21 protein-coding genes are annotated in these 22,891 nt (G+C 35.8%); 10 read left to right on the forward strand and 11 right to left on the reverse strand.

Features of this window, described 5'->3' with window-relative positions:
* Positions 1-10: 10 nt before the first annotated feature.
* Positions 11-715, reverse strand: a complete 705-nt coding sequence (locus AC3WSO_RS14700; RefSeq protein WP_492531796.1) for a YjjG family noncanonical pyrimidine nucleotidase — start codon at positions 713-715, stop codon at positions 11-13.
* 265 nt (positions 716-980) lie between these two features.
* Between AC3WSO_RS14700 and yfkAB the strand changes: the two genes are divergently transcribed.
* Positions 981-2,093, forward strand: a complete 1,113-nt coding sequence (gene yfkAB / locus AC3WSO_RS14705; RefSeq protein ID WP_492531797.1) for a radical SAM/CxCxxxxC motif protein YfkAB — start codon at positions 981-983, stop codon at positions 2,091-2,093.
* A 353-nt stretch (positions 2,094-2,446) separates the two neighbouring features.
* On the opposite strand, the gene AC3WSO_RS14710 is transcribed toward yfkAB, so the two are convergent.
* Positions 2,447-3,448, reverse strand: coding sequence for an LLM class flavin-dependent oxidoreductase (locus AC3WSO_RS14710; RefSeq protein ID WP_492531799.1), 1,002 nt, complete (start codon positions 3,446-3,448; stop codon positions 2,447-2,449).
* Between the two features lie 73 nt (positions 3,449-3,521).
* On the reverse strand, positions 3,522-3,947 hold the full coding sequence (locus tag AC3WSO_RS14715; protein ID WP_492531801.1) for a hypothetical protein: 426 nt from the start codon (positions 3,945-3,947) through the stop codon (positions 3,522-3,524).
* A 215-nt stretch (positions 3,948-4,162) separates the two neighbouring features.
* Between AC3WSO_RS14715 and AC3WSO_RS14720 the strand changes: the two genes are divergently transcribed.
* A complete protein-coding gene (locus AC3WSO_RS14720; protein ID WP_492531802.1) occupies positions 4,163-4,930 on the forward strand; it encodes a TSUP family transporter in 768 nt (255 codons plus the stop codon).
* A gap of 277 nt (positions 4,931-5,207) precedes the next feature.
* On the opposite strand, the gene AC3WSO_RS14725 is transcribed toward AC3WSO_RS14720, so the two are convergent.
* On the reverse strand, positions 5,208-5,402 hold the full coding sequence (locus tag AC3WSO_RS14725; protein ID WP_492531803.1) for a hypothetical protein: 195 nt from the start codon (positions 5,400-5,402) through the stop codon (positions 5,208-5,210).
* 697 nt (positions 5,403-6,099) lie between these two features.
* On the opposite strand from AC3WSO_RS14725, the gene sigV reads away from it, so the two are divergent.
* The 8 genes from sigV to AC3WSO_RS14765 all read left to right on the forward strand — a co-directional run bounded on the left by sigV (position 6,100) and on the right by AC3WSO_RS14765 (position 14,381).
* Positions 6,100-6,618 carry an RNA polymerase sigma factor SigV gene (sigV, locus tag AC3WSO_RS14730; protein ID WP_492531805.1) on the forward strand — a complete coding sequence of 173 codons (519 nt, stop codon included), beginning with the start codon at positions 6,100-6,102 and terminating at the stop codon, positions 6,616-6,618.
* Positions 6,611-7,501 (forward strand): anti-sigma-V factor RsiV, encoded by an 891-nt coding sequence (gene rsiV / locus AC3WSO_RS14735; RefSeq protein WP_492531806.1) that lies wholly within the window; start codon positions 6,611-6,613, stop codon positions 7,499-7,501. The genes sigV and rsiV overlap by 8 nt, the downstream gene beginning before the upstream one ends.
* 291 nt (positions 7,502-7,792) lie before the next feature.
* Positions 7,793-8,917 (forward strand): endospore germination permease, encoded by a 1,125-nt coding sequence (locus AC3WSO_RS14740; RefSeq protein ID WP_492531807.1) that lies wholly within the window; start codon positions 7,793-7,795, stop codon positions 8,915-8,917.
* Positions 8,917-10,380: a spore germination protein gene (locus tag AC3WSO_RS14745; RefSeq protein WP_492531809.1), complete on the forward strand. Its 1,464-nt coding sequence runs from the start codon at positions 8,917-8,919 to the stop codon at positions 10,378-10,380. Before AC3WSO_RS14740 ends, AC3WSO_RS14745 begins: the two co-directional genes overlap by 1 nt.
* Positions 10,377-11,528, forward strand: a complete 1,152-nt coding sequence (locus AC3WSO_RS14750) for a Ger(x)C family spore germination protein (protein ID WP_492531810.1) — start codon at positions 10,377-10,379, stop codon at positions 11,526-11,528. Before AC3WSO_RS14745 ends, AC3WSO_RS14750 begins: the two co-directional genes overlap by 4 nt.
* Positions 11,529-12,184: 656 nt before the next feature.
* Positions 12,185-12,946 (forward strand): TerC family protein, encoded by a 762-nt coding sequence (locus AC3WSO_RS14755; RefSeq protein ID WP_492531811.1) that lies wholly within the window; start codon positions 12,185-12,187, stop codon positions 12,944-12,946.
* Between the two features lie 185 nt (positions 12,947-13,131).
* Positions 13,132-13,764, forward strand: coding sequence for a Bax inhibitor-1/YccA family protein (locus tag AC3WSO_RS14760; RefSeq protein WP_492531812.1), 633 nt, complete (start codon positions 13,132-13,134; stop codon positions 13,762-13,764).
* 107 nt (positions 13,765-13,871) lie between these two features.
* Positions 13,872-14,381 carry a ferritin gene (locus tag AC3WSO_RS14765; RefSeq protein ID WP_349661388.1) on the forward strand — a complete coding sequence of 170 codons (510 nt, stop codon included), beginning with the start codon at positions 13,872-13,874 and terminating at the stop codon, positions 14,379-14,381.
* 206 nt (positions 14,382-14,587) lie between these two features.
* On the opposite strand, the gene AC3WSO_RS14770 is transcribed toward AC3WSO_RS14765, so the two are convergent.
* The 7 genes from AC3WSO_RS14770 to AC3WSO_RS14800 form a co-directional block, all read right to left on the reverse strand.
* Entirely contained in the window at positions 14,588-15,769 is a 1,182-nt protein-coding gene (locus tag AC3WSO_RS14770; RefSeq protein WP_492531814.1) for an iron-containing alcohol dehydrogenase, read from the reverse strand.
* Positions 15,770-15,786: 17 nt separating this feature from the next.
* On the reverse strand, positions 15,787-16,632 hold the full coding sequence (gene ahlS / locus AC3WSO_RS14775; RefSeq protein WP_492531816.1) for an AhlS family quorum-quenching N-acyl homoserine lactonase: 846 nt from the start codon (positions 16,630-16,632) through the stop codon (positions 15,787-15,789).
* A 216-nt stretch (positions 16,633-16,848) separates the two neighbouring features.
* Positions 16,849-18,270 (reverse strand): aldehyde dehydrogenase family protein, encoded by a 1,422-nt coding sequence (locus AC3WSO_RS14780; RefSeq protein WP_492531817.1) that lies wholly within the window; start codon positions 18,268-18,270, stop codon positions 16,849-16,851.
* Positions 18,271-18,373: 103 nt separating this feature from the next.
* On the reverse strand, positions 18,374-19,363 hold the full coding sequence (locus AC3WSO_RS14785; protein ID WP_492531819.1) for a LacI family DNA-binding transcriptional regulator: 990 nt from the start codon (positions 19,361-19,363) through the stop codon (positions 18,374-18,376).
* A gap of 103 nt (positions 19,364-19,466) precedes the next feature.
* A complete protein-coding gene (locus tag AC3WSO_RS14790; RefSeq protein WP_492534373.1) occupies positions 19,467-20,279 on the reverse strand; it encodes an RtcB family protein in 813 nt (270 codons plus the stop codon).
* On the reverse strand, positions 20,243-20,686 hold the full coding sequence (locus AC3WSO_RS14795) for an RtcB family protein (RefSeq protein WP_492531820.1): 444 nt from the start codon (positions 20,684-20,686) through the stop codon (positions 20,243-20,245). The genes AC3WSO_RS14790 and AC3WSO_RS14795 overlap by 37 nt, the downstream gene beginning before the upstream one ends.
* Before the next feature lie 234 nt (positions 20,687-20,920).
* The gene (locus tag AC3WSO_RS14800) at positions 20,921-22,771 is read right to left on the reverse strand and encodes a dynamin family protein (protein WP_492531822.1); all 1,851 of its coding nucleotides are present in this window, start codon (positions 22,769-22,771) and stop codon (positions 20,921-20,923) included.
* Positions 22,772-22,891 lie beyond the last annotated feature (120 nt).

Raw genomic sequence — 22,891 nt, forward strand, 5'->3', positions numbered from 1 at the left:
TAACATGTACTTATACGATTGTAATTTTATTATCTAACAATAAGTGTAATTCATGAAGCTTTTTAATTTCAAAATGTGGTTGAATTTCACTTGTATTTTCAATATCACGTATATTAAACCAACATGTATCAATTCCGGCTTGTAGTCCGCCTTTAACATCAGATGTTAAGGAATCACCAATAATCAGGGTCTTATCCTTATTTATATGTTCGATACGTTCAAAAACATAATCGAAAAAAGCCGGCATTGGTTTTTGATAGCCTGTTTGCTCTGAAATAAAAATAGCTTTAAAAAATTGTGCTAAATTTGCATCCTCTAGACGTTTATTTTGAGTCATTGTTTTACCATTTGAAACGACATATAAATCATAGTTATCGGCAAGCTGTTCGATTACTTCGTAGGCACCATCTACAAAATGATGTGCCTCCTTCAAATATTTTTGAAAGACCGCTTCAAAGTACTCCCCATCTACATCTAAGCCGAATTCCTTTAATGCAATCGAAAATCGAGTGTTATGTAATGTATTTTTAGACACCTCACCACGTTCAAAAGCACGCCACATAGATTCATTAATCTCTTTATAACGCGCAATCATCGCCTGAGTTGCTGCAATATTTTCCTGTTTAAATAAACGGTCAAGTGCTGCATTTTCAGCCAAGTCAAAATCTAATAATGTGTCATCCACGTCAAACAATAGTGTTTCATACTTAGTCATGTCTTTTCCTACTTTCTTTGGTGCTGTATTACCATATCATTCCTACTATCATAGCGCTTTTTTAGAAAAATAACAGTAAATTTACCCACCTGTCAACTTTGCGGAATTTTAGGAATAATCTCACAAATAAAACCTAAAAAAATTTTACTTCATTGCGTAATAAAAATGATCATCTTGCCTAAAAATAGCCCTTTCGTTAATTTCATATTTGAAAATAACAGCGAATATGAGACAATAGAATGCTAGAAAGGAAGATGTACGAATTATGACGACTCTACAAAAAATTACGCCTGCCTTTGATCCTTGGGAAGCGTATTTAGATGTTGAACAACATGGGCATATGACCCTCTCTAATATTGAATTTACAACAACAACTCTTTGTAATATGCGCTGTGCACACTGCGCAGTTGGATATACATTACAAACTAAAGATCCAGATGCACTGCCAATTGAGCTAATTATAAAGCGTCTTGATGAAATACCACACCTTAAAACAATCTCGATTACTGGTGGAGAACCGATGATGTCTAAGAAATCCGTTCAAAACTATGTATTGCCTTTATTGAAATATGCACATGGACGAGGCGTGCGAACGCAAATCAACTCCAACTTAACATTGGAGCCTGAACGTTATTTACTGATTGCACCGTATTTAGATGTACTACATATCTCACATAACTGGGGTACGATCGATGAATTCGTTGAAACAGGCTTTGCTATGATGGAGCGAAAACCAACTTATGATCAGCGTGCAGCTTTATTCCAACGCATGATTGATAACTCAAAGATGCTTGCAGAACACGGTGTTATGGTATCAGCTGAGACAATGTTAAACAAAAAAACTTTACCGTACTTAGAACATATCCATAACCAAATCATTAATGAGATGAAATGTGCACGCCATGAAGTGCATCCAATGTATCCTTCAGATTTCGCAAGTGCCCTTACGTCTTTATCACTTGAAGAAACTCGTGATGCGATTCATCATCTACTTGATGTTCGAGATGAAAATACTTGGATGCTTTTTGGTACGCTACCTTTCTATCCATGTAGCATGAATGAGGAAGATCAAAAACTCCTAAAACGACTACGAGAAGAAAAGAACGTTACGATGCGTAATGATCCAGATGGTCGCTCTCGCTTAAATGTCAATATCTTTACAGGTGATGTTATTGTGACAGACTTTGGCGATACACCAGCACTCGGCAATATTGAAAACGACGAATTACCAGCAATTTTTGATAAATGGATGGCAACAGTTTTAGCTAAATCACTAAACTGCCACTGTCCAGCCGTAAAATGCTTAGGTCCTAACGTTCTCGTTAAAAATATGTACTATAAAGATACACAGTTTGTTAGTGGCTCAGCCAAAATGTAAAAGGAAAAATGTCCAATGCATTACATTGCATTGGACATTTTTTATAGGATTTATGAAATTTTCGCCTTAACAATTTGTTAAGCTATTATCTGTTGCTTCTTTTTATTCCTGAGGTAAATTTAAACTTTTTAATCTTTCAATTTCATCTCTCGATAAACCTAATAAATCCATGATTTCTTCAATCGGTTCATGACATGTTAATAATTTTTTCACTAACTGTATTTGCTCTTGTTTAAGCTCTTATTTGACTTCCTTTTACATGAATAATAGATTTTTTTACTAGCAAATTCGTAGTTATTTCTGTTGTTTAGTAGATTCAATATACTAATTAAGCAATTCTTCTTTCACTAAAACTATGGTGTTCTTATTAACTCCTTTGCCATTAACTTAAAAGTATTTAAGCGACTTTCTAGTGCGTATTGGTTGCAGTTTAGCATCACTTCGTCAAATCCATATTGCTCTTGCTCTGCTACTAAAAATTCAGCAACTTCCTTCGGTGTTCCAACCAGATTGGCTTTTCGATTATTGGCGATTGTCATTTTATCCATCTCTGTAAGTGGATAATCCTTTGCTTCCTCAGGTGACATCGCTTGAATAATTTGACCCTTCATGAGATGAAGACGTGTAATATCAATCGGTTTCGCCAAATATTCCGCTTCCTCTAACGTATCTGCAACTGTCGCAGCATAAGTAACGATTATTTGTGGCTTCTCCATATAATAGGAAGGTATAAAGTAATCTCTATACGTATCAAATATATCCTTTGACATATTGCCAGTGAAAAATTGTGCATATGAATACCCTACACCAAATCGACCTGCCTGCATAGCGCTTTGACCACTTGACCCAAGTAACCAAGCTTCAGGTAATTGGATATTCACTGGTGCCGCAATTACTTGATCATAGACATCTTCCCCTGTTTTTTGATTATTCATCAGTTTTAAAATGATCTCTAGCTTATCATATTGCTCTGTAAATCGTTGTCTTCGTCCCTCTGCTAGTGCATAAACAGAGGCATGGTCACCACCAGGGGCTCTGCCGGCGCCAAAATCAATACGATTCGGTGCTAAGCCACTTAATGTTTTAAAGACCTCTGCCAGCTTATATGGAGAATAATGCATCATCATTACGCCTCCAGTACCGATACGAAGACGTTTTGTTTTCGCCGCTAGGAAAGCAGCTGTAACCTCTGGAGCTGAACTTGCCAGTGAATGGCTATTATGGTGCTCTGCTAACCACATTCGATGATAGCCAAGCTCTTCACCTAAAAGCGCTATTTGTTCTGTACGCTGAAAGGCCTCCTCAGCAGTATGATCTTTTGGTATAGGCATTTGATCTAATATACTTACTCTCATTGAAAACACCCTCTCTGTCTAAGCACTCCTCTCTACTGTAATATAGTAAGCTCTTTATACAAAGTAAAAGACCTTACTCATAGGCAAGCCGCTTTGCATGCCATGTGTCATAAACCATGCCAATAAGGAACCGTTTTTGTTCGGGACTCAATACAACATCATTAAATTTCATTGCATAAATAGAAAATTGATTTGTTTGTTCATCCACTACAAACTGTAAAATGGCATGTCCTTTTTCATTTTCAAAAGTAATATCACCTGATAATTCGACAACATGCTCGCCAGTTTTTGCCTGGTAATAGCGCCAATATGGTTCAAAAAATGCGTAATTAAATGCATTACGAACAGATACATCTGAAAAATTCCCCAAATACCCTTCTTTTACAGTATCGATAAACTCATTATCAGTTATATCTTTTTTGGCATTATACACACATCCGACAAGTAGCCCCATACATACAACACAAACAAATACTCTTACATGATTTCCTAAACTCAAATGTCATCACGTCCCCTTTACGCAAAAACACTATCACCTACATAATACATCAAAATACATACACAAAGTAGAATATTTCAACTCTTTGCAGAATTTAAAAATATCAAAAGAGATCGAATCCTCGAAATTAACAGAAAAAAATTATTGAAGCTATTTACAGTTACTTTTCATTTCGCTACTATCAGATTATTATTATAGAAAAGAGATGAACTGCTGTGCCTTTTGATTTAGATGTAAACATTTTACTCATCCTTATTTTTTTTGGCTTTCTAGCCGCATTTATCGATTCTGTTGTAGGAGGCGGTGGGCTTATTTCTTTACCAGCTCTTATGTTTGTTGGTCTTCCACCATCTGCAGCCGTGGCTACGAACAAGTTAGCAGGCACTATGGGTTCATTAACGAGCACCATAACATTTTATCGCTCTGGTAAATTGGATATTAAAGCCGTTTACAAACTGTTCCCTTTTGTTTTTATAGGCTCCATGATCGGTGCATGGATTGTCCATCTTATGGATCCTAGTGTTCTAAAGCCACTTATGCTTGTCATGCTAGCAGCTGTGGCTATTTATACTATTTTCAAGAAAGACTGGGGTAGCATTTCTACCTATAAAAAATTGACACCTAAACGTTACGCATTTTTTGTGGCGATTATTACATTAATCGGCTTCTATGATGGCTTTTTAGGTCCGGGTACAGGCTCATTTCTACTGTTTGCCTTTTTAATAGTTGGCTTCGATTTTTTAAAATCGGCAGGGAATGCTAAATTTTTAAATTTCGGAAGTAATATCGCAGCCCTTCTTATGTTTATATACTTAGGGCAAATAAATTATGCTTATGGTTTACCTATGGGACTTGCACAAATTGCTGGGGCAATTGTTGGTTCTAGGTTTGCCATTAAACGTGGCAGCGGGTATGTACGTAATTTATTTATCGTTGTGACAATTTTATTACTTTTGAAAAATACATATGACTATTTTTCATGATTGATTCATTATATCTACCATTTTTTTAATGCAAGTCAATTACGCTCGGCATAATGTGTTTTGCGCGAAAGCGCAGCGACAGCTGCATGATGTTGGTCACTCAGTCTTTTTCACAGGACATTGTTGTTCTTAGACTGAGTTCCACTCATCTTTGGCAATTTTCAATAAAGATATTACGTCGTCTTCGTACTTATCAATATATCGACTAAATAGAAGCATGCTAAAAATACAACATGCTTCTATCATAATTTTATTATCCAAAATTCTCCGTCTATAATTATTCTTGCTTCCTAAAAATTCCGTAAGCAATAACTCCAAATACATAGCCTATTCCAGCCCCTAAAACAATTGTAAATACTAGAAAGTTTGGTTTGAAAAACATGCCAAAAACCACACCGAGAGCACTTCCAAAAATCATTCCCAATGGAATTAAACTAGCAATTAAATCTTTAGCGTCGCTTGACTTTTTCATACCTAATGCTCCTTTCTGTTTTTATAATTGTGAATAGATATACAATCATCATACTGAAAATATAACCTGCCAAAAAAGCCACAAAACAACGCTTTTAATTCATCACAAATTTCTATGCAAAATAGCCTTTATATACAAGATGGGTGCTGCCCTACATCAAGGAATGGTGCCATTTAATTGTGATTTAAACTCCCTCTTTTCAATAAGCATTCCTCCACTTCAAATCTGATTTTAAGAAGTATAGCTTACTTGCTTGTATTTTCAATCTACTATATGTATGGGATGGTTCATGTAGAAAAAGTACCGTTGACACTTTCTCAGTTCGATACTATTTTAGGATATTTCCCTTGATTGCAATGCCAGTTTTTTAGATCCTCCCCGGGCGATTTTATTTGTAATTGTGACCAATTTACCTTTTTCCCTTTCTAAGCAATTATAAATGGTTTATAATTTGCTATGATTTTTCATCACAATAAAATGTACAGAAAAGGGCAACTTAACAAGTGGCGGATTTCTTCATCCCCACTGATGATTTTCACAGAATTTAATACGGGATAAATTATCAGGTATCAATGACTTATCTTTGAAATTAACAGAAAAAGATAAGTTTTTTTGATGCTATCAACTTTTTTTCCCCTTTCATACGTCTAGTAGTTGTATACAATTTGAAAATGTTAATAAAGGAGCTTCTTTGGACATGAAAACAAGAAATGCATTTCAACATGAAGAGATATTTGTCCAGTTAATTCGTGAACAGAAAGAGCGTTTTTATTTGCTCGCGTATAGCTATACGAAAAATGAACAGGACGCACTTGATGTTGTACAAGACAGTATTCAAAAAGCAATGCTTTCTCTCGATCGACTAGAAAATGTCGAATATATGAAAAGCTGGTTTTATAAAATCGTCGTACGTACATCTATTGATTTTTTACGTAAGCATAAACGCTTACACGTGACAGACGATGATACATTGCAATATTTAACCCCTGCACAAGAAGATGTTTACGAAAACGTTGATTTAGAGCATGCGTTAGATGAATTACCAATTATGTATCGTGAAGTTGTCATTTTACACTATTTTGAAGACTTAAAGCTCGCTGATGTTGCAAATATCCTTAACATTAAGCTGAGTACCGCTAAATCACGTCTTTATAAAGCGTTAAAGCTATTGAAAATACAATTACAAGATGTGAAGGGAGAAACAGCACATGGATGAAAAAATAAAAGAATTAGAAAAACAATATAATGAGGTATCTATTCCAAAGGAACTTGATTTTGTGGTTGAAAACGCATTAAAACAAGGTAAAAAGAAAAGAAAAAAACGAGCACCACAATGGATACTAGGATCTGCGGCAGCGGCAATGCTTTTTACAGCAGGTTTAAATGTCAGTCCTGCAATGGCACGAACACTATCAGATATTCCTGTTGTTGGTAGTGTCGTAAAGGTCTTAACATGGACTGAATATAAAGTAGCAGATGACTCATATGATGCTGACATAAAAGTACCTTCTATCAATAACCTAAACAATAAAGATCTTGCTACTACTTTAAATGAAAAATACCGTTCAGAAGGTAAAGCTCTTTATGATGACTTTATTGCCGAAGTAGGTGATATCAAGGCTAATGGTGGCGGTCATTTAGGCATAGATAGTGGTTATGAGATAAAAACAGATAATGACCAAATCTTGTCGATTGGTCGTTATACTGTCAATACTGTTGGATCTTCTTCTACAGTAATGCAATACGACACAATTGATAAACAAAATGAAATTTTAATTACACTACCAATGTTATTTAAAGACGATAGTTATATTAACACTATCAGTGAAAACATTAAGGAACAAATGCGCGAACAAGCTGCTGCATCTAACCAAGAAAAAGTGTACTGGTTAAAAGGAGCAGGTCTTCCTGATGAAGAAGTTTCAGATGAATTTACAGCTGTTAAAGCTGATCAACAATTCTATATTTCCGATGAAGGAAAGCTTGTTATCTCCTTCGATAAATACGAAGTAGCTCCTGGCTATATGGGTGTTGTGGATTTTGAAATCCCAACAGATGTCTTGAAAAATGACCTTGTAAGCTCTAATTATATTCATTAATATTGTAAACCTATAATCCGTGTGGGATTTTCTTTATCCTCCACGGATTATTCGTCTACACCAATTGGGCTTTACGCACTCCATTATGGTGCGAGAATAAAAACATTTCCCAAAAACGAGTTATTTGACATTTCATTCGTCAAATAACTCGTTTTTTTCGGTGATAAACTTTTCATGAATGTGATGGAATACAGATTTAAATTCTTCTTTTACAAGTAGTTTGTCATGCTTATAATCCTCTCACTTTTTGTCTAAGCTAAAGTGTATCAATTAACGTTAGAGGGTTTTCATATGAAAGGTGTAGGATCAATTAGTATTTTACATGTTATCTTCTTATCTATGACTGTTATTGGCTTAAAAAATCACGTGACCATTATTCCCCCGCTACTAGATGTTGTTGGGAGAGATGGTTGGGTATCTGTCATAATGTCTGCAGTTATTATATTCTTCTGGCTATTTTTTTTAGTTTATATTCAAAAAAAGACAAATCAGGAACCTATTCGAGACTGGTTAGATGGGAAAATTGGAAAAACTGGCTCTACAATTGTCATATATATTATAGCTATTTTTTTATTCATTCTTGCTGCCTTTACAATGGTTGAAACATTGCAATGGGTAAACACAACATTTTTACCTCAAACACCGGTCACTATATTATTACTTATTTATACAATTCTTTGTATTTTTCTCGTTACAACAAGTTTACAAACCATTGTTATTTTAAATGTCTTTGTATTATTCGGTGTAGTAGTCTTTGGCTTTTTTGTAGCATTTACAAATTTACAGGTAAAAGAATACGAACTACTACGCCCTTTTTTCGAGCATGGTTTCCAACCTGTTATAAAAGGAATGATTTATCCTGCATCAGGATTTATTGAACTATTAATACTCTTATTTTTACAGCACCAATTTAAAGACCGCATTCGTTGGTATCATTTTGGCATCATGCTTTTCATTTTAATGGGGCTTACTTTAGGACCACTCATGGGCGCAATTGCAGAATTTGGTCCAACCGAGGCTGCAAAGCAAAGGTATCCTGCCTACGAGGAATGGGGCTTAGTATCAATTGGTCGCTATATTGAGCATCTTGACTTTTTCTCAATTTACCAATGGCTAACTGGAACATTTATACGAGTTAGCTTCCTCTTATATGTTATAGCAGATTTGTTTAAGATGACTGGTGATCCAAAGCAAATATGGAGAATGATAGCTCCACCCTTCTTTCTTTTATGTCTGCCGCTAATTATTTTAAATGAAAACATATTTTTGAAGGTGAAAGGGAACTATATATTAACAGTTACTTTTGTTTTCTTTTTTCTTTTGTCAATTTTCTTCTTACTAGTAGCTTTCTTTTCAGGTAAGTCTTCTAAAAAGGGGCAACCTGAAAAACAAGAAATGGAAAGTGGTGAATCATAATGCCTCAGCAGGAGAAGGCGATAGACCTAAACACCTTAAAAAAACTATTTCAAAAATCAGCAGATATTCAATTTCAGGAATATGCATTTAATCAAAAAAAGGTTCAATTCATTACCTGTGATGCAATGGTAGACCAGCAAATGCTCAATGAAGTAATTGTTCGGCGTGTTCAATATCTTTATGACAATTTAGCTGATACATCCTTAGAAGAAAATATTACAAATCAACTTCATATTCCGACGCTTGAAAAAGTTAATGATATAGAACAAGCCATGAACTTTGTATATACTGGTTTCCTACTGCTTTATTTTGAAGAGGAAGAACTTTTGTATGCTAGCTGTATTGCTAAAAAGCCTAATCGAAATCCTGAAGAAACTAGGATGGAAGTTCTCGTTAAGGGGCCAAGAGATAACTTTATTGAAGACATCCGCGTCAACATTGCACTATTGAGAAAACGTTTACCTACGAATTCATTTTGCGTTGAGAAAGTGGAGTTAGGAAAACGTTCAAAGACAAGCGTGGCTATTCTTTATTTTGACGATATTGTCGATATGGATATTTTACACGGAATAAAAAAACAGCTTGCTGCAGTAGATACAGATATTGTCTTTAGCGGAGATGTTTTAATGGAGAGAATTAATAAAAACTCTAAGCTTTTCCCGAAATTCGATTACACAGGACGACCCGATTATGCTATTCAAGCTCTAGTTAGAGGACGTTTTCTCATGTTCGTCGACGGTGTAGCTTATGCCATGATCACTCCGGTCAATTTATTTTTATTATTAAAATCCGCTGAAGATAATGAGTACCCTATCATTTTCAGTTCTATAGAACGACTTTTGAGGATTCTTGGCATTTTAATTGGGTTGCTATTGCCTGCATTTTGGCTCTCACTGACGACCTATCACCAGAATCAGCTACCATTCCAACTTTTAGCAACAGTTGTCCAAGCAAAAACAGGTTTACCTCTCCCCTCCTCTCTGGAGATGCTAATAATGCTACTCATGTTTGAATTGTTTCGAGAAGCTGGGTTACGTCTGCCTTCTGTTATTGGTGGAACGATAAGTGTTGTTGGCGGTTTAATTATTGGTGATGCGGCCATTCGCGCAGGTGTAACAAGCCCAGAAATGATTGTAGTCATTGCGATTTCTACAATTGCATCATTCACTCTTGTGAACCAATCACTTGTCACAACCATCAGTTTATTGCGTATTACATTCATTATTGCCAGTGCTTTTTTTGGTTTATTTGGATTTTTTATATCACTATACTTTACACTTCTTTACTTGTGTAATATTCGGATTTATGGTTACTCTTACATGAATCTTGCAACAGATTTAAATTGGATGACTATTAAAAAATCGATATTCCGCTTATCACCAAAAGGCTACACTGAACGTAATAAAGCACTTGCACCCCAAGATAGTACTCGTACCTCTACAAGGAAGAAGCAGCAGCAATGAAGAAAAAAATTGTTTTACTATCCAGCTTACTTACTTCACTAATTCTTTCAGGCTGCTGGGATGTTACCGAACCTCAAAAAATGTATTATGTTGATGGACTCGGTATCGATTATAAAGATGGTCAGTATGAAATCTACTTGCAATTAATTAGTTTCTCTGATGTTGTAAAATCCGAAAATTTTACTCCTCAGGCGGCACCAGCTGAGGTTGGACAATCTAAAGGAAAGACGCTGGAAGAAGCACTTTTTAAATTATTTCGATCCATCGACCAAAAAGTGTTTTGGGGGCATATGACCTACATTATTTTCTCTGAAGAAGCGATGAAAGATAAAAATACAGTCCCCATTATAGACACTGTATTGAGATATAGGGAAACAAGGTATCAAATATGGACCTATTGTACACAAGACCCTATTAAAGACATTCTACTAGTAACGCCAATTTTGAATAAGCCGCTTACAACGTCAAAGCTTAGTAATCCTTTAAATACCGAAGATAAAGAAACGTTCGTCGAACCCGTTAATTTTCGAAATCTAGTTATTGGCTTAAATGAGCCGAACTACGAAATTGGCATCCCTTATGTAACCATTAACAAAGACTGGGGCACTGAAGATCGTCAAGAACAAGAAACTGCCTTTATAGGGATTGGCGTACTTTCCAAAGATGGATTTAAAGGCTTTATTAAGAACGATGCTGCAAGAGGAACGCAATGGATGCACGATAGAACACAAAGAGGTGAAACAACCTTTAAGTTAGAGGAAAATGATTATTTAACGACAACATTGGAAAAAATCAAGGTAAATATCAAACCAATAGTTAAAAATGATCAAGTAACATTTGATGTAGAGATAACATTAAATGCAAGGATAAACGGTTTCAAAACTAAGGTTTCAGAAGAAGAAATAAGAAAAAAATTAATAAAAGAAGTAAAAAAAGAAATTAGAACAACATATAAAGAAGCATTAGCGAAAGATATTGATATTTATCGCCTCTCTGAACATTTATATCGGAAAAATGTAAAAGTGTGGAAAAAACTTGAGGAGGATGGGAAGATCCCATTAACACCTAGTTCTATTAGTAAATTAGAAATAAACATTAACCAATTAAAATCCGGTCGTAAAACATTTACACGAACAATTAATGAATAATCTAAAAATATCCCCTCGAAAGGCACCTTATCTATTTGAGAGGATATTTTATTTTATTGATTAAATCTGGATTAGGGATTTATTCTTTTCCTCTTTCAATTTATCGACTCAACACGAAGGCTAATAGTTCACATGATGTAAATAGTCTTTGTTCCCCTACTCACTTCGTTGTAGTATCCCCCAAGGAGTTGCCTATTCTCTAGCCCAACCAACTTAAAACGACTTTTGTTCATATAACCTTCGAAATATCCTGCTTAATTTCTTAACAAAAAATTATTTGTATAATAATGGTCTTTCCATGAGAACAATCATCATTTAAAATTTTTTAACATAGTTTCACATTTTCATTTGCAATTGACGATTACCATGCTATAATCCATGTATAAAGAATTGAATAGCTTTTGACAATTATGTCAAAGGGGAGTAGCTAGCAGATGTGAACGAGCATCTGATTTCACATTCGTCATTACATGGTTATTAACCATCGGGTGTGAAGGCATATCTTGGCGTACAAGATATTTTCTGTATAACAGTGATCGCTTAGCAAGACCTTTGCCTATTTTTTAGGCAGAGGTCTTTTTATTTTGCCTAAAATAGCAAAGACTACGTTAAAAGCAGTTTATTCATTTCAGTACTAATTAAAGGAGGAAATAAATTTGGAGGCAATCTTACTCGAATACGCATGGGTACTCGTCGTATTAATTGTTCTAGAAGGTTTATTAGCTGCTGATAATGCAGTTGTAATGGCCGTTATGGTTAAACATTTACCAAAGGCACAACAGCAGAAAGCACTATTATATGGTTTGGTAGGAGCATTTGTTTTCCGCTTTGCTGCATTATTTCTTATTACTACGCTCGTTAATTTTTGGCAAATTCAAGCGATTGGTGCTGCGTACTTATTAATCATGTCTGGTAAGCATATTTATGATTCACGGAAAGCCGCGCAAAATCCCGAAGAAGTTGATGAGCCTAAAAAGCAATCTGGCTTCTGGATGACCGTCATAAAAGTAGAATTAGCCGATATTGCCTTTGCAGTTGATTCAATTTTAGCAGCTGTTGCCATCGCAGTGACACTACCTCATATCGGAAATTTTGATGTTGGCGGCATTAACGCTGGTCAATTCTCAGTGATGTTCCTAGGAGGTCTTATTGGTGTTGTAATGATGCGTTTTGCTGCTCGTTGGTTCGTAAAAGTTCTGGATAAATTTCCATCACTTGAAACAGCTGCCTTCTTAATCGTTGGTTGGGTTGGCGTAAAACTAGCTGTTTTAACATTAGCACACGAAAAACTGGATATAATTCCACATGAATTTCCACATTCAACGATATGGAAGGCTATTTTCTGGATTGTCTTAATTGGAATTGCCCTTGGTGGTTATTTAGTTGGTTTGAAAAACCAAAAGAAAAATGCAAACTAAAACGTAAAAATATTACTTGGTCCTTACGAAGACCAGGTTAGTGTTTGTATCACCAACCGAGGTAATTCCCGAACGGAAATCACCCCTCGATATGGTGATACAAATTTTTTTATAGTTGAATCTTTTCCGAAATTGGTTCGTATGTTAATATAAAAGTTATTTTACAAAAGAAAGGATTTTTCTATATGGCGTATGCTAAAAATCAAAACTTAAACAAAATTTTAAAACACTTTGCTTTTATGTGGGTATTGACAGTTGTCGGCATGTACATAGCAACATTATTACCACCAGCGGTTGTCATGCCGCTATCTATTATTACTCTGGTACTTCTTATCATCGTTTGCTTTGTGCGAAGTGTAAAGCTTGCTAATTCCATTATGTATACAATCCCCTTTTTAATGGGAATTACACTATTTTGGACAACACAATTTTACATTGCGGAACTAGGGGAACAGCTTGTTTTACTTGTATTCGTAGCGACCGTAGCTATTTTCATTGTGCTAGCACTGATTGGTATGATGATGAATAAAGACATTTCCAATTGGGGAAGCTATTTATTCACTGTCCTAATTGTCGTTATTGTATTTTCATTAGTCTTTATGTTTTTCCCTGTTAGCAACTTGGTCGCATTGATTATTGCGGGAATTACTGTACTACTTTTTAGTCTCTATACGGTCTATGACTTTAACAAAATCCGACATAATCACGTTTCAGATGCTGAAGTCGTTGGTATGGCTTTAAATCTATACTTAGATTTCATTAATTTATTTGTCAATCTTTTAGAAGTAATTTGGCGTTTAAAGAATGAATTTGATTAAATTTCCTAATTGAGAATAAAAATCAATTAAACTTTGCCATACTACCATTTTTCGCTGTATACTATAGGAGAACAGTAAATATTTACTGTAAAGGGAGGAAAATATTTATGTTATCTGAAAAACTACACACAGCACTAAACGAACAAATGAATTTTGAATTTTACTCTGCGCATGCTTATATGGCGATGGCGGCATATTGTACAGATCAAGATTACGATGGCTTTGCCAACTTCTTTTTAGTTCAGGCTGAAGAAGAACGTTTCCATGCGATGAAATTTTATAATTTCCTAAGTGATATGGGCTACCGCGCAACTATCCATGGCTTTGATAGTCCAGATAATCATTTCGAGTCTATTTTACATGCCTTCAAAACTGGCCTTTCACACGAGAAAGAAGTAACGCGCCGTATTTATCATTTATCGGATATCGCTTTAGATGAACGCGAGCACGCGACTATGGCTTTCTTAAAATGGTTCATTGACGAGCAAGTAGAGGAAGAATCAACGTTTGACACGTTAATTCGTAAAATCGAACGCATTGAAAATGACTCCAATGCAATCTTTATGCTTGACGCAGAATTGGCTACACGTTCATTTTCACCTGATGCTGAAGCATAAAATATAATTTTAAACAAAAAAAGAATCTGTATGAGCAGATTCTTTTTTTGTTTATTTCAGTGGAAAATCAATTTTTTGAGTTCCATCTATAAGTTGCCATGATTTTAGGCTTCGATAAGCAGCTTCATGTACCGCTTTTCTTTCGCTACATAAAAACATGTAAGAAAGAACAGAGAAACGCCGGCATTCAACGTTTCTCTGTTCTATTATAATGGCTGAGGTTCTAGAACTTCTCCATCAAATGCAGCACGATAAATAGTATAAATGTCTTCTCGCTTAAGTGGCATCGGACTACGTGCTAGAATTCTTGTTTGCTTTGTCGCATCTTCCGCTAGTTGTTCCAGTGCAATTTCAGGTATATTAAATCCTTGTAATGTTGACGGAATATTAACATCCTGCACAAGTTGCTTCAATGCATCTACACATTTATAGGAAGCCTCTTCTTGCGATAAATACGCAGATGAAATACCCATTGCATCTAAAATATCTTTCATTCGTTTTTCGCAACTTTGACGAATATAGCCCATGACATATGGTAATAGCACTGCGTTGGAATCTCCATGAGCAATATGGAATTGGCCACCAAGTGGATAAGCTAAAGCATGTACTCCTGCAACACCAGCATTGAAAAAGGCTAAGCCTGCCAAATAACTGCCATAACTCATATCCGAGCGTGCCTGCTTATTTTGACCGTCATGCACAGCAGTTCGGATAGAGCCACTAATTAATTTTATAGCTTGTAGTGCAAGTGCATCAGTTACTTCGTTTGCATTTACGGAAACATAGGCCTCAATTGCATGTGTTAAAGCATCTACACCCGTAGCAGCAGTCACTTTAGGTGGTAAAGAAATTGTTAACGCAGGATCTACAATAGCGACATCTGCTAATAAGTAATCATGTGTCACAACATCCTTCGTCGTTTCAAGTGACAGTACTGAAATATTTGTCACTTCCGAGCCTGTTCCAGATGTAGTTGGAATTAAAATTTTAGGTAATCCTTTATTTTCAAGATTTTTTGTTCCCGTTAAATTTAAGTAATCTGCTACTTTCCCACCATGTGTTGCTAAAACCGCGGCAAGCTTCGCTAAGTCTAATGCACTTCCTCCCCCTAAACCAATTACTAAATCAAAATGATGCTTTCTTGTAAACTCAACTAGTTTTTCACCAATTGCGAGCGGTGGCTCAGGAGCAATATCGGTATAAATAGTTGTAGAGTAGCCATTTTCAAGTAAAGGCTTTTCAAGATGATCTGTTAAACCTAACTCTTTTAAAAATGGATCTGTGATTATTAAAATATTATTTGCTTTCAATTTTTCTACTTCCGGTAGTAGCTGATTTAAGCAACCCCAGCCTGTATAACTCGCAGGAGTAAAGGTTAATTTATGCATAATTTTTCTAATCCTATCTATTCATAATAGCCTTCTGTCGATTTTCTAAATGACTTAAATTGGACTGGATCATGGCCAAACCACACTTGCGAATTTGTTTCATTTGCTAATTTTCTAATTCGGTCAACTGTAGAATTATAGCCAACAGAATCATATAGTATACCAGGCGGCTTGACAGGTGGACCAAAGCTTTCGGCAGTGTAAATGGCATCCGAAGCTAAAATAATTCCCCCGGTTTCTGGCATATTAATATGCAAACCTAGCATTCCCCAAGCATGGCCGCTTCCAAAATTCAAAACTTGGATTCCTTCTGCAAGTTTCACATTATCCTCACCACACTTAATTAATCGCCATTGTAAATTGTTTTTTATCCACATATCAATGTCACCCCAAATATAGGCACCTTCTTTTACATTTCTTGCGTATGTTTGTAAAGTTCCATTGAATTCATCTTCCTGTACAATAATCGTTGCATTCGTAAAAAGCTCTAAACAGCCTGCATGATCTAAATGTAAATGTGAAGCTACAACATATTTAATATCTTCGGGACGCACATTTAACTCTTCTAATCGATGATGTAAATAGCATTCCTCTGGCATATTAATTGGGAATGCTTTCTGAGTAAATTCACCCCAGCGCCCTTCAGATCCCATTGAATTTGGGTTACATGCTGTATCAAATAATATTTTCCCTTCTGGATGGTCAATTAATACTGTATAAATTGGAAGCTCTACAAATTCATTTGGCTTGTTTGGATAATCAATAGTTGCAGGATTATGCATGGCAATCAAAAAGTTTTTATCCATTCGGATTGTTCCATTGTCCATAACATACAATTTCGGGTGTTGTTTGATAGTGTTCATTTACAACCATCTCCATTCGTGATTAATTATGCCTCGGCATAATTACGTCAGGAATCGGCTTTGTGCCTGGGCCCGCACGGCGCAGGTCAGTTAGCTGTTATCGCATGGATGCGATAATTTTAGGCTAACATCCACTGTGAACTCCATTCCGATTCCTTGACATCCGCCGGATGCTTTAACTTCTATCAGCGGTTGTCAAACATCTGCTGATAGAAGTTAATTATTATTCCAAATCACTAGCTTCATTTCTGTCATTTCCTCAACTGCATATTTGATTCCTTCACGACCGGTTCCGCTTTCTTTAACACCACCATATGGCATTTGATCTACACGATATGTCGGAACGTCATTTATAATGACACCCCCGACTTGTAATTTTTTTGAAGCTTTAAAGGCCGTCTCAATGGAAGGTGTAAATATCCCTGCCTGTAAGCCATAATTTGAGTCATTAACCGCGTCAATGGCTTCTTCTACTGATGAAACAGTATTGACAATAACTACAGGCGCAAATATTTCCTCACAAGATACACGGCTAGTAGAAGATACATTCAATAACACTGTTGGAAGTAATATATTGTTTTCAATACGACCACCTGTCAGTATTTCAGCACCTTCTGCTACCGCCTCTTCGATCCATGTGACAGCACGCTGCTGCTCAGTTTCTGAAATCATCATCGCTAAATCTGTTGTTGCATCAAGTGGGTCCCCTATTGTTAAGCGCTTTACTTTTGCTTTTAGTTGCTCTAAAAATTCATCCATTATATTTTCTTTTACATATATACGTTGTAGTGAGATGCAAACTTGACCTTGGTTTGAAAAAGCACCCATAACAATTCGGTCCATAATTTTATCGAGTTGAACCCCTTCATCCACAATAACACCAGCATTCGAACCAAGTTCTAATGTGACTTTCTTTAAACCAGCGCGATTGCGAAGGGAAATACCTACAGCTGGGCTCCCGGTAAACGTAATCATTTTCACTTTTGGATGTGCTAAAAATGCATCCCCTATTAGTTTTCCTTGCCCAGTAACTAAGTTAAATGCACCTGTTGGTAAATTAGTTTGTGCCAATAAGTTTGCTAGAAAATGAGCAGATAAAGCTGTTTGTGTCGCGGGTTTCAAAACAATCGTATTTCCAGATGCTAATGCCGGTCCAACTTTATGGGCTACTAAATTTTGCGGAAAATTAAAAGGTGTAATGGCCGCAATAACGCCCAATGGTTCACGAATTGTATAACCAAATCTACCCTCTCCGCTTTTAGATGCATCCATCGGAATCATTTCACCAGATAGTCGCTTCGCTTCTTCTGCTGCAAATTTGTAGGTTTCAATCGTTCGATCAATTTCAGCATAGGCATACTTTAACGGCTTTGCAGATTCTAGCGAAATAATGCTAGCTGCCTCTTCTCGATTTTCTGTAAATAAATCAGATAACTGTTCTAAAATCTCTGCCCTTTGAAATGCTGTTAATGCCGCCATTTCGGATTCTGCTGCATGAGCACTTTCAATTGCATGCTGTACATCATCTTCAGTTGCCATCGCAAATTGTGCTACAACCTCTTTTGAGTAGGGGGCTTGAACCTCCATATACTCTTCTGTCATTTGCCAGTGTCCATTAATAAATAAGCCCTTTTTCAAGACCTCACTCACTCCTCTCTCCAAATGGTTACGTATTTATTTTAGAAAACAAAAATGAATACGTAACCATTTTTGAGTAAAAAACAAACTGATGTTCATCAGTTCATTTTTTACTCGTAGTATTTCTTGGGAAAAGTTTAACAGATTCTGTTTGTTGGATGCAAGTGCTTTTTTTCTCCATTACCTCAAATAATTTTTCAATAGCAATAAATCCGAGGCTTTTCTCAGATTCTAGTCCTACTGTTGTTAACGCTATCGAATGGTGTTTACTAAGCTCCACATTATCAATGCCAATAACATTAAAATCTTTAGGAACTTGAAAGCCCCGTTCTAAACAAAGATTTAATATTTCAATGGCAATAGCGTCTGTTGCAGCACAAATAGCTGTAGGCTTTTTAGGAAGCTCAAGTATTTCTTCAAATGCTCGTTTAATATCGCTTTTGTTAGTATTTGTTAAAAACGCTGGCACTGTTTTCGCATCTATACCGCTGTCCTTTAATGCATTTTTAAAGCCTTTGTACCTTCCATAAAAAGTACTTATTTCGTGTGGACCACCAATCCAGCATATATCTTGATGACCTAAAGATAAAATATGATTCGTCGCTATATAACCAGCTTTCACATTATCAATTTCTACAAAATGCCTATTTTCCTGATGCTTGCGATTATACATAATAAATGGGATGCCTAATTTTTCAAGCTTAAAAAATAAGTCGTCTTCATATAACATAGACGATAAAATAATCGCATCAGCCTTCGTTTCCAAAACTGCATTATAAATAGAATCTAAATTATCTTCCGTACCAAAATAAACATTTACTTTATAGCCCCGAGCATTAACAAAATTAACGATTGCAGTTGTTGTATCGACAAAAAAAGGATTATGTAATGGCCCCGAAATCAATATAATAATGCCTGTTTTTTTCTGTACAAGTGACCTTGCAATATCATTTGGAATATAGTTTAATTCTTCAATCGCCTTCATCACTTTTTCTATAGTTTTCGGCTTTACGAGTTCAGGAGTATTTAACACTCTTGAAACTGTTGTTTGAGAGACACCCGCATACTTTGCCACATCTTTTGAAGATACCAAAAAACCACCCATTTCATCTTTGTAAGCCTATTTTATACTATTACAGATATAATGTTAATAGATAAGGGTAAGTACAAGTATCACTAATTTCAATTATTAGGAATTATTTTTTCCGCTCATATGGCTTAGCTGCTTTACTAGCTTTGAAATTATAAACAGGTGTAATTACTTTTATTATATCCGCAGTTTCCTCTAGAACAGATGTAATTTCTGACATCGGTTTATATGCCATTGGGGCTTCATCCAATGTCTCTTCGTTTACGGATGTTGTCCAAATACCTTGCATCGTCTCTTTAAAATCTTCCATGTTTAGTGCTTCTTTTGCTGCACGTCGAGAATACATACGACCTGCCCCATGTGGTGCTGAGTAATTCCAATCTGCATTCCCTTTCCCCATACAAATGAGCGAACCATCTCGCATATTCATAGGAATAACGAGCTTCTCCCCTTTATTTGCTCGAACGGCCCCTTTTCTTAACGTCATTGTTTCCGTATCAATATAGTTATGGATCGTATCAAACGTTTCACTAAAATGCCAGTTCATATGCTTGGCAATTGTTTCGGCAATTGTCCAGCGATTCATCCGAGCATATTGCTGAGCGATTTTCATATCGTGAATATAATCATGGAAATACTCGCCCTCTAAATAAGCTAAATCTTTTGGTACAATTGGATTTTGCTCTTTATGAGCTTTAATCATCGCTTGAATTTCTTTTTCGCGCCCCTGATCTTTCAGTTCGGCTATTTTCACTTTTAAATCTTCCCGTTGCAATGTTTCAAATGCTCTTTTTTGATGCCAATTTGCTACCTTAGCTCCTACGTAAAGCGAGCCAGTATGGATAAGTAAGTAATGTGTACCTGCTCCATCTTTTGCAAGCTCTATAAAATGGTTGCCTCCCCCAAGTGACCAAGCGATAAATTTGTATAGTCATCCTTTAAGCCACTTGCTACAAACTGTCTCCCCTCGAATTCAGCAAAATAGCGTGCAGGAGATACTTCCTGATGAATATCCTTTCCACTTGGTATATGTGCTCGAATTGTAGCATCGAGTTTAGAAAAATCTATATCCGCTTCATTTAACTCAGCTACAAATACACCGCAACCAACATCAATGCCCACAAGGTTAGGCACTACACGATTTTGAAGCTGAATCGTTGTGCCAATAACACAGCCCTTACCTGCATGATAATCTGGCATAATTCGTACTTTTGTTCCTTCCATAAAAGCCTGATTTGCCAATTCTTTAATTTGATCGATAGCTGATTGTAATGCTGTATTTGAATAAATTTTGGCTTCCGTAAAACGTCCATTAATTCGTATCATTTTAACCCCTCCTTCTATTTATACGAAAAAACAATTCATTTCGTTTCAATTTAATCCCAAATTTTAAAAATCAAGGGGCATCATCATTACTTGTTGTTGATTTCCGTTCCGACTGGGCGCTTTCACGGGACGTCCTCTAAATGTCCTCCACAACTTTGAGTGATGAGCAAAAAACGAAATACTAAAAAAATGCTCTAAAAGTTTAAATTACTTTTAGAACATTTCCTTTATTTTCTAATCTTCATACTGAATATCTAACTTTTTCGGAATTTCTGGTATATCGTTTGATTTTACATCTACTTCTGCTAAAGCTAACGGATGAAATGGATATTTCTTCTGAACATCGAAAGGAATTGCAGCATTCTCCATTTTATTGTTCATCTGACTACGCGCAAGTAGGCCATTATTCGACAGATCAATGCTCATAATACTGTTAACCGTTTCTTTTAGCATTTCAATATCCTTTGCTTTAAGCGGCATTTGTTCGTCCATTAAAAACGGTTGAATATTGTCTTTAATATAGCCCTGCGCCTCCATCAAACAAGAAAATTCATTCAATTTATTTGCGTATAATTGTAATTGAGACTTTTCTTTTGAACGTTGTTGATTTAGCTCTAGTACTTTTTCCTCAATACGTGCTAAACGTATTTTCGTTAACTCCATAAGATAACTTTGTATGGAATGAATGGAATGAAGCATTAATTCCTCCGCTTCTTGCACTTTTTCATATTGCGCAATACAATCCAATTGCTGCTCATTTAACTTGTTAACACGTTCCTTGAAAAATCCATTTTGTGTATGCTGACCAAATATAGCCTTCATAAGACCTTTTCCGTGAATTTTTTTATGCTGTGCGTCCAATCGATCATATTCACGTAAATACTCACTATGCATATTTCGATATTCACGTAACACTTGTTGATAAGATACAGCCTTTTCTGTAAAGCTTTCTACAATTTCATCCTGCAAATAATCAGTTTGTGAAATGATTTGTAAAAGTTGGTATAATGTTTGAACATTTTTAAATACATTGGCAACCTGTTCGTATTCTTGCTCATATTCGGTCACAATCGCTAAATCACGTTGATAGCGCGAAAATTCGTATTGTGTATCACCTGTATACTTTTCAATGTTCTTAACAGCGGATTGGAATGGGTCTCTTTGTGGAATAACAGTTAATTCGAAGCGGAAACGTTCAAGCCATTGCAAGAAGCGAATTAAAATGCCATACGTTTTCTTATCACTATTTTCTGCAACTCGATGAATTTCTGAAATTAATTGCTCGCACTCACTTTTTTGCCAAAGCTCATCACTATTAATCTGTTTAGCTTCAGTTGCTTCTCTTGCAGAGATCGCAACAAAATCACTTATTAAATGACCAAATCGTTCTCTCTCAGCATCAATAAAAGCCTTCGTATTTTCATTTGAATCTATGGCATTGATGACACAAAGAGGCTCAACACCTTTACTTTTTAACGTTTCCATTAATAATATTTCTGGATAAATAGCCATCGAACCTGAACGTAGCACCCAAAATATTTCGTCCACACGGTTCATCAGTGTTTCTGGGAAGTAGGCCATTTCTCCTCCCCCAGCTTCCAATGAAACAGAATCAATAATTGTCACTGATTTTAATAAATCATTTTTTAAATATACTTCTAGATAATCTAAATGTTCTCGTAGTATTTGAGAGGCGAAAGTATCGCCAGTCGTTAATAATTCTAGCTTGCTCATATCGAATACAGCTACAACACCATCTAAAAAATACGCCTTTATTTCTTCATGTTCACCGTATCGCAAAAATGTATTTACCCCAGTTGGATGATGCTCACTAACAGGCAAAACTTGACGCCCTAGTAATCCGTTTACCAATGTTGTTTTTCCGACACGCTCTTTCCCAACAATAAGAATCATTGTTTCGTTGTCAGCATCTTGAATGATACGATTTAAGTGTTTAGCTGTATCTTTTACATATGTATTTTGTACAATAATGCCATGTAATTGTCGCAAATGATCCACAAGCTGTGGCAAAATATTATTCGCTGAGGCTGTATATTCGATCGGCACATTATCAATATCTGTCATCCTCAATACCTCTTTTCTATGTATCTAAAGTTATTATAAATGAAAAGATTCCTTTATTAATACATAGTACTAAGAATTAACGATAAAAAAGGACAATATACTTAAGATCAGCTGTCACAA

Source organism: Lysinibacillus sp. EB106-09-02-XG168, from assembly GCF_058791475.1.

Coding starts and splice junctions, on each gene's coding strand:
- AC3WSO_RS14700 (WP_492531796.1), bottom strand. CDS start 715: ATGACTAAGTATGAAACACTATTGTTTGACGTGGATGACACATTATTA.
- yfkAB (WP_492531797.1), top strand. CDS start 981: ATGACGACTCTACAAAAAATTACGCCTGCCTTTGATCCTTGGGAAGCG.
- AC3WSO_RS14710 (WP_492531799.1), bottom strand. CDS start 3,448: ATGAGAGTAAGTATATTAGATCAAATGCCTATACCAAAAGATCATACT.
- AC3WSO_RS14725 (WP_492531803.1), bottom strand. CDS start 5,402: ATGAAAAAGTCAAGCGACGCTAAAGATTTAATTGCTAGTTTAATTCCA.
- sigV (WP_492531805.1), top strand. CDS start 6,100: ATGAAAACAAGAAATGCATTTCAACATGAAGAGATATTTGTCCAGTTA.
- rsiV (WP_492531806.1), top strand. CDS start 6,611: ATGGATGAAAAAATAAAAGAATTAGAAAAACAATATAATGAGGTATCT.
- AC3WSO_RS14740 (WP_492531807.1), top strand. CDS start 7,793: ATGAAAGGTGTAGGATCAATTAGTATTTTACATGTTATCTTCTTATCT.
- AC3WSO_RS14745 (WP_492531809.1), top strand. CDS start 8,917: ATGCCTCAGCAGGAGAAGGCGATAGACCTAAACACCTTAAAAAAACTA.
- AC3WSO_RS14750 (WP_492531810.1), top strand. CDS start 10,377: ATGAAGAAAAAAATTGTTTTACTATCCAGCTTACTTACTTCACTAATT.
- AC3WSO_RS14760 (WP_492531812.1), top strand. CDS start 13,132: ATGGCGTATGCTAAAAATCAAAACTTAAACAAAATTTTAAAACACTTT.
- AC3WSO_RS14765 (WP_349661388.1), top strand. CDS start 13,872: ATGTTATCTGAAAAACTACACACAGCACTAAACGAACAAATGAATTTT.
- AC3WSO_RS14770 (WP_492531814.1), bottom strand. CDS start 15,769: ATGCATAAATTAACCTTTACTCCTGCGAGTTATACAGGCTGGGGTTGC.
- ahlS (WP_492531816.1), bottom strand. CDS start 16,632: ATGAACACTATCAAACAACACCCGAAATTGTATGTTATGGACAATGGA.
- AC3WSO_RS14795 (WP_492531820.1), bottom strand. CDS start 20,686: ATGATACGAATTAATGGACGTTTTACGGAAGCCAAAATTTATTCAAAT.
- AC3WSO_RS14800 (WP_492531822.1), bottom strand. CDS start 22,771: ATGACAGATATTGATAATGTGCCGATCGAATATACAGCCTCAGCGAAT.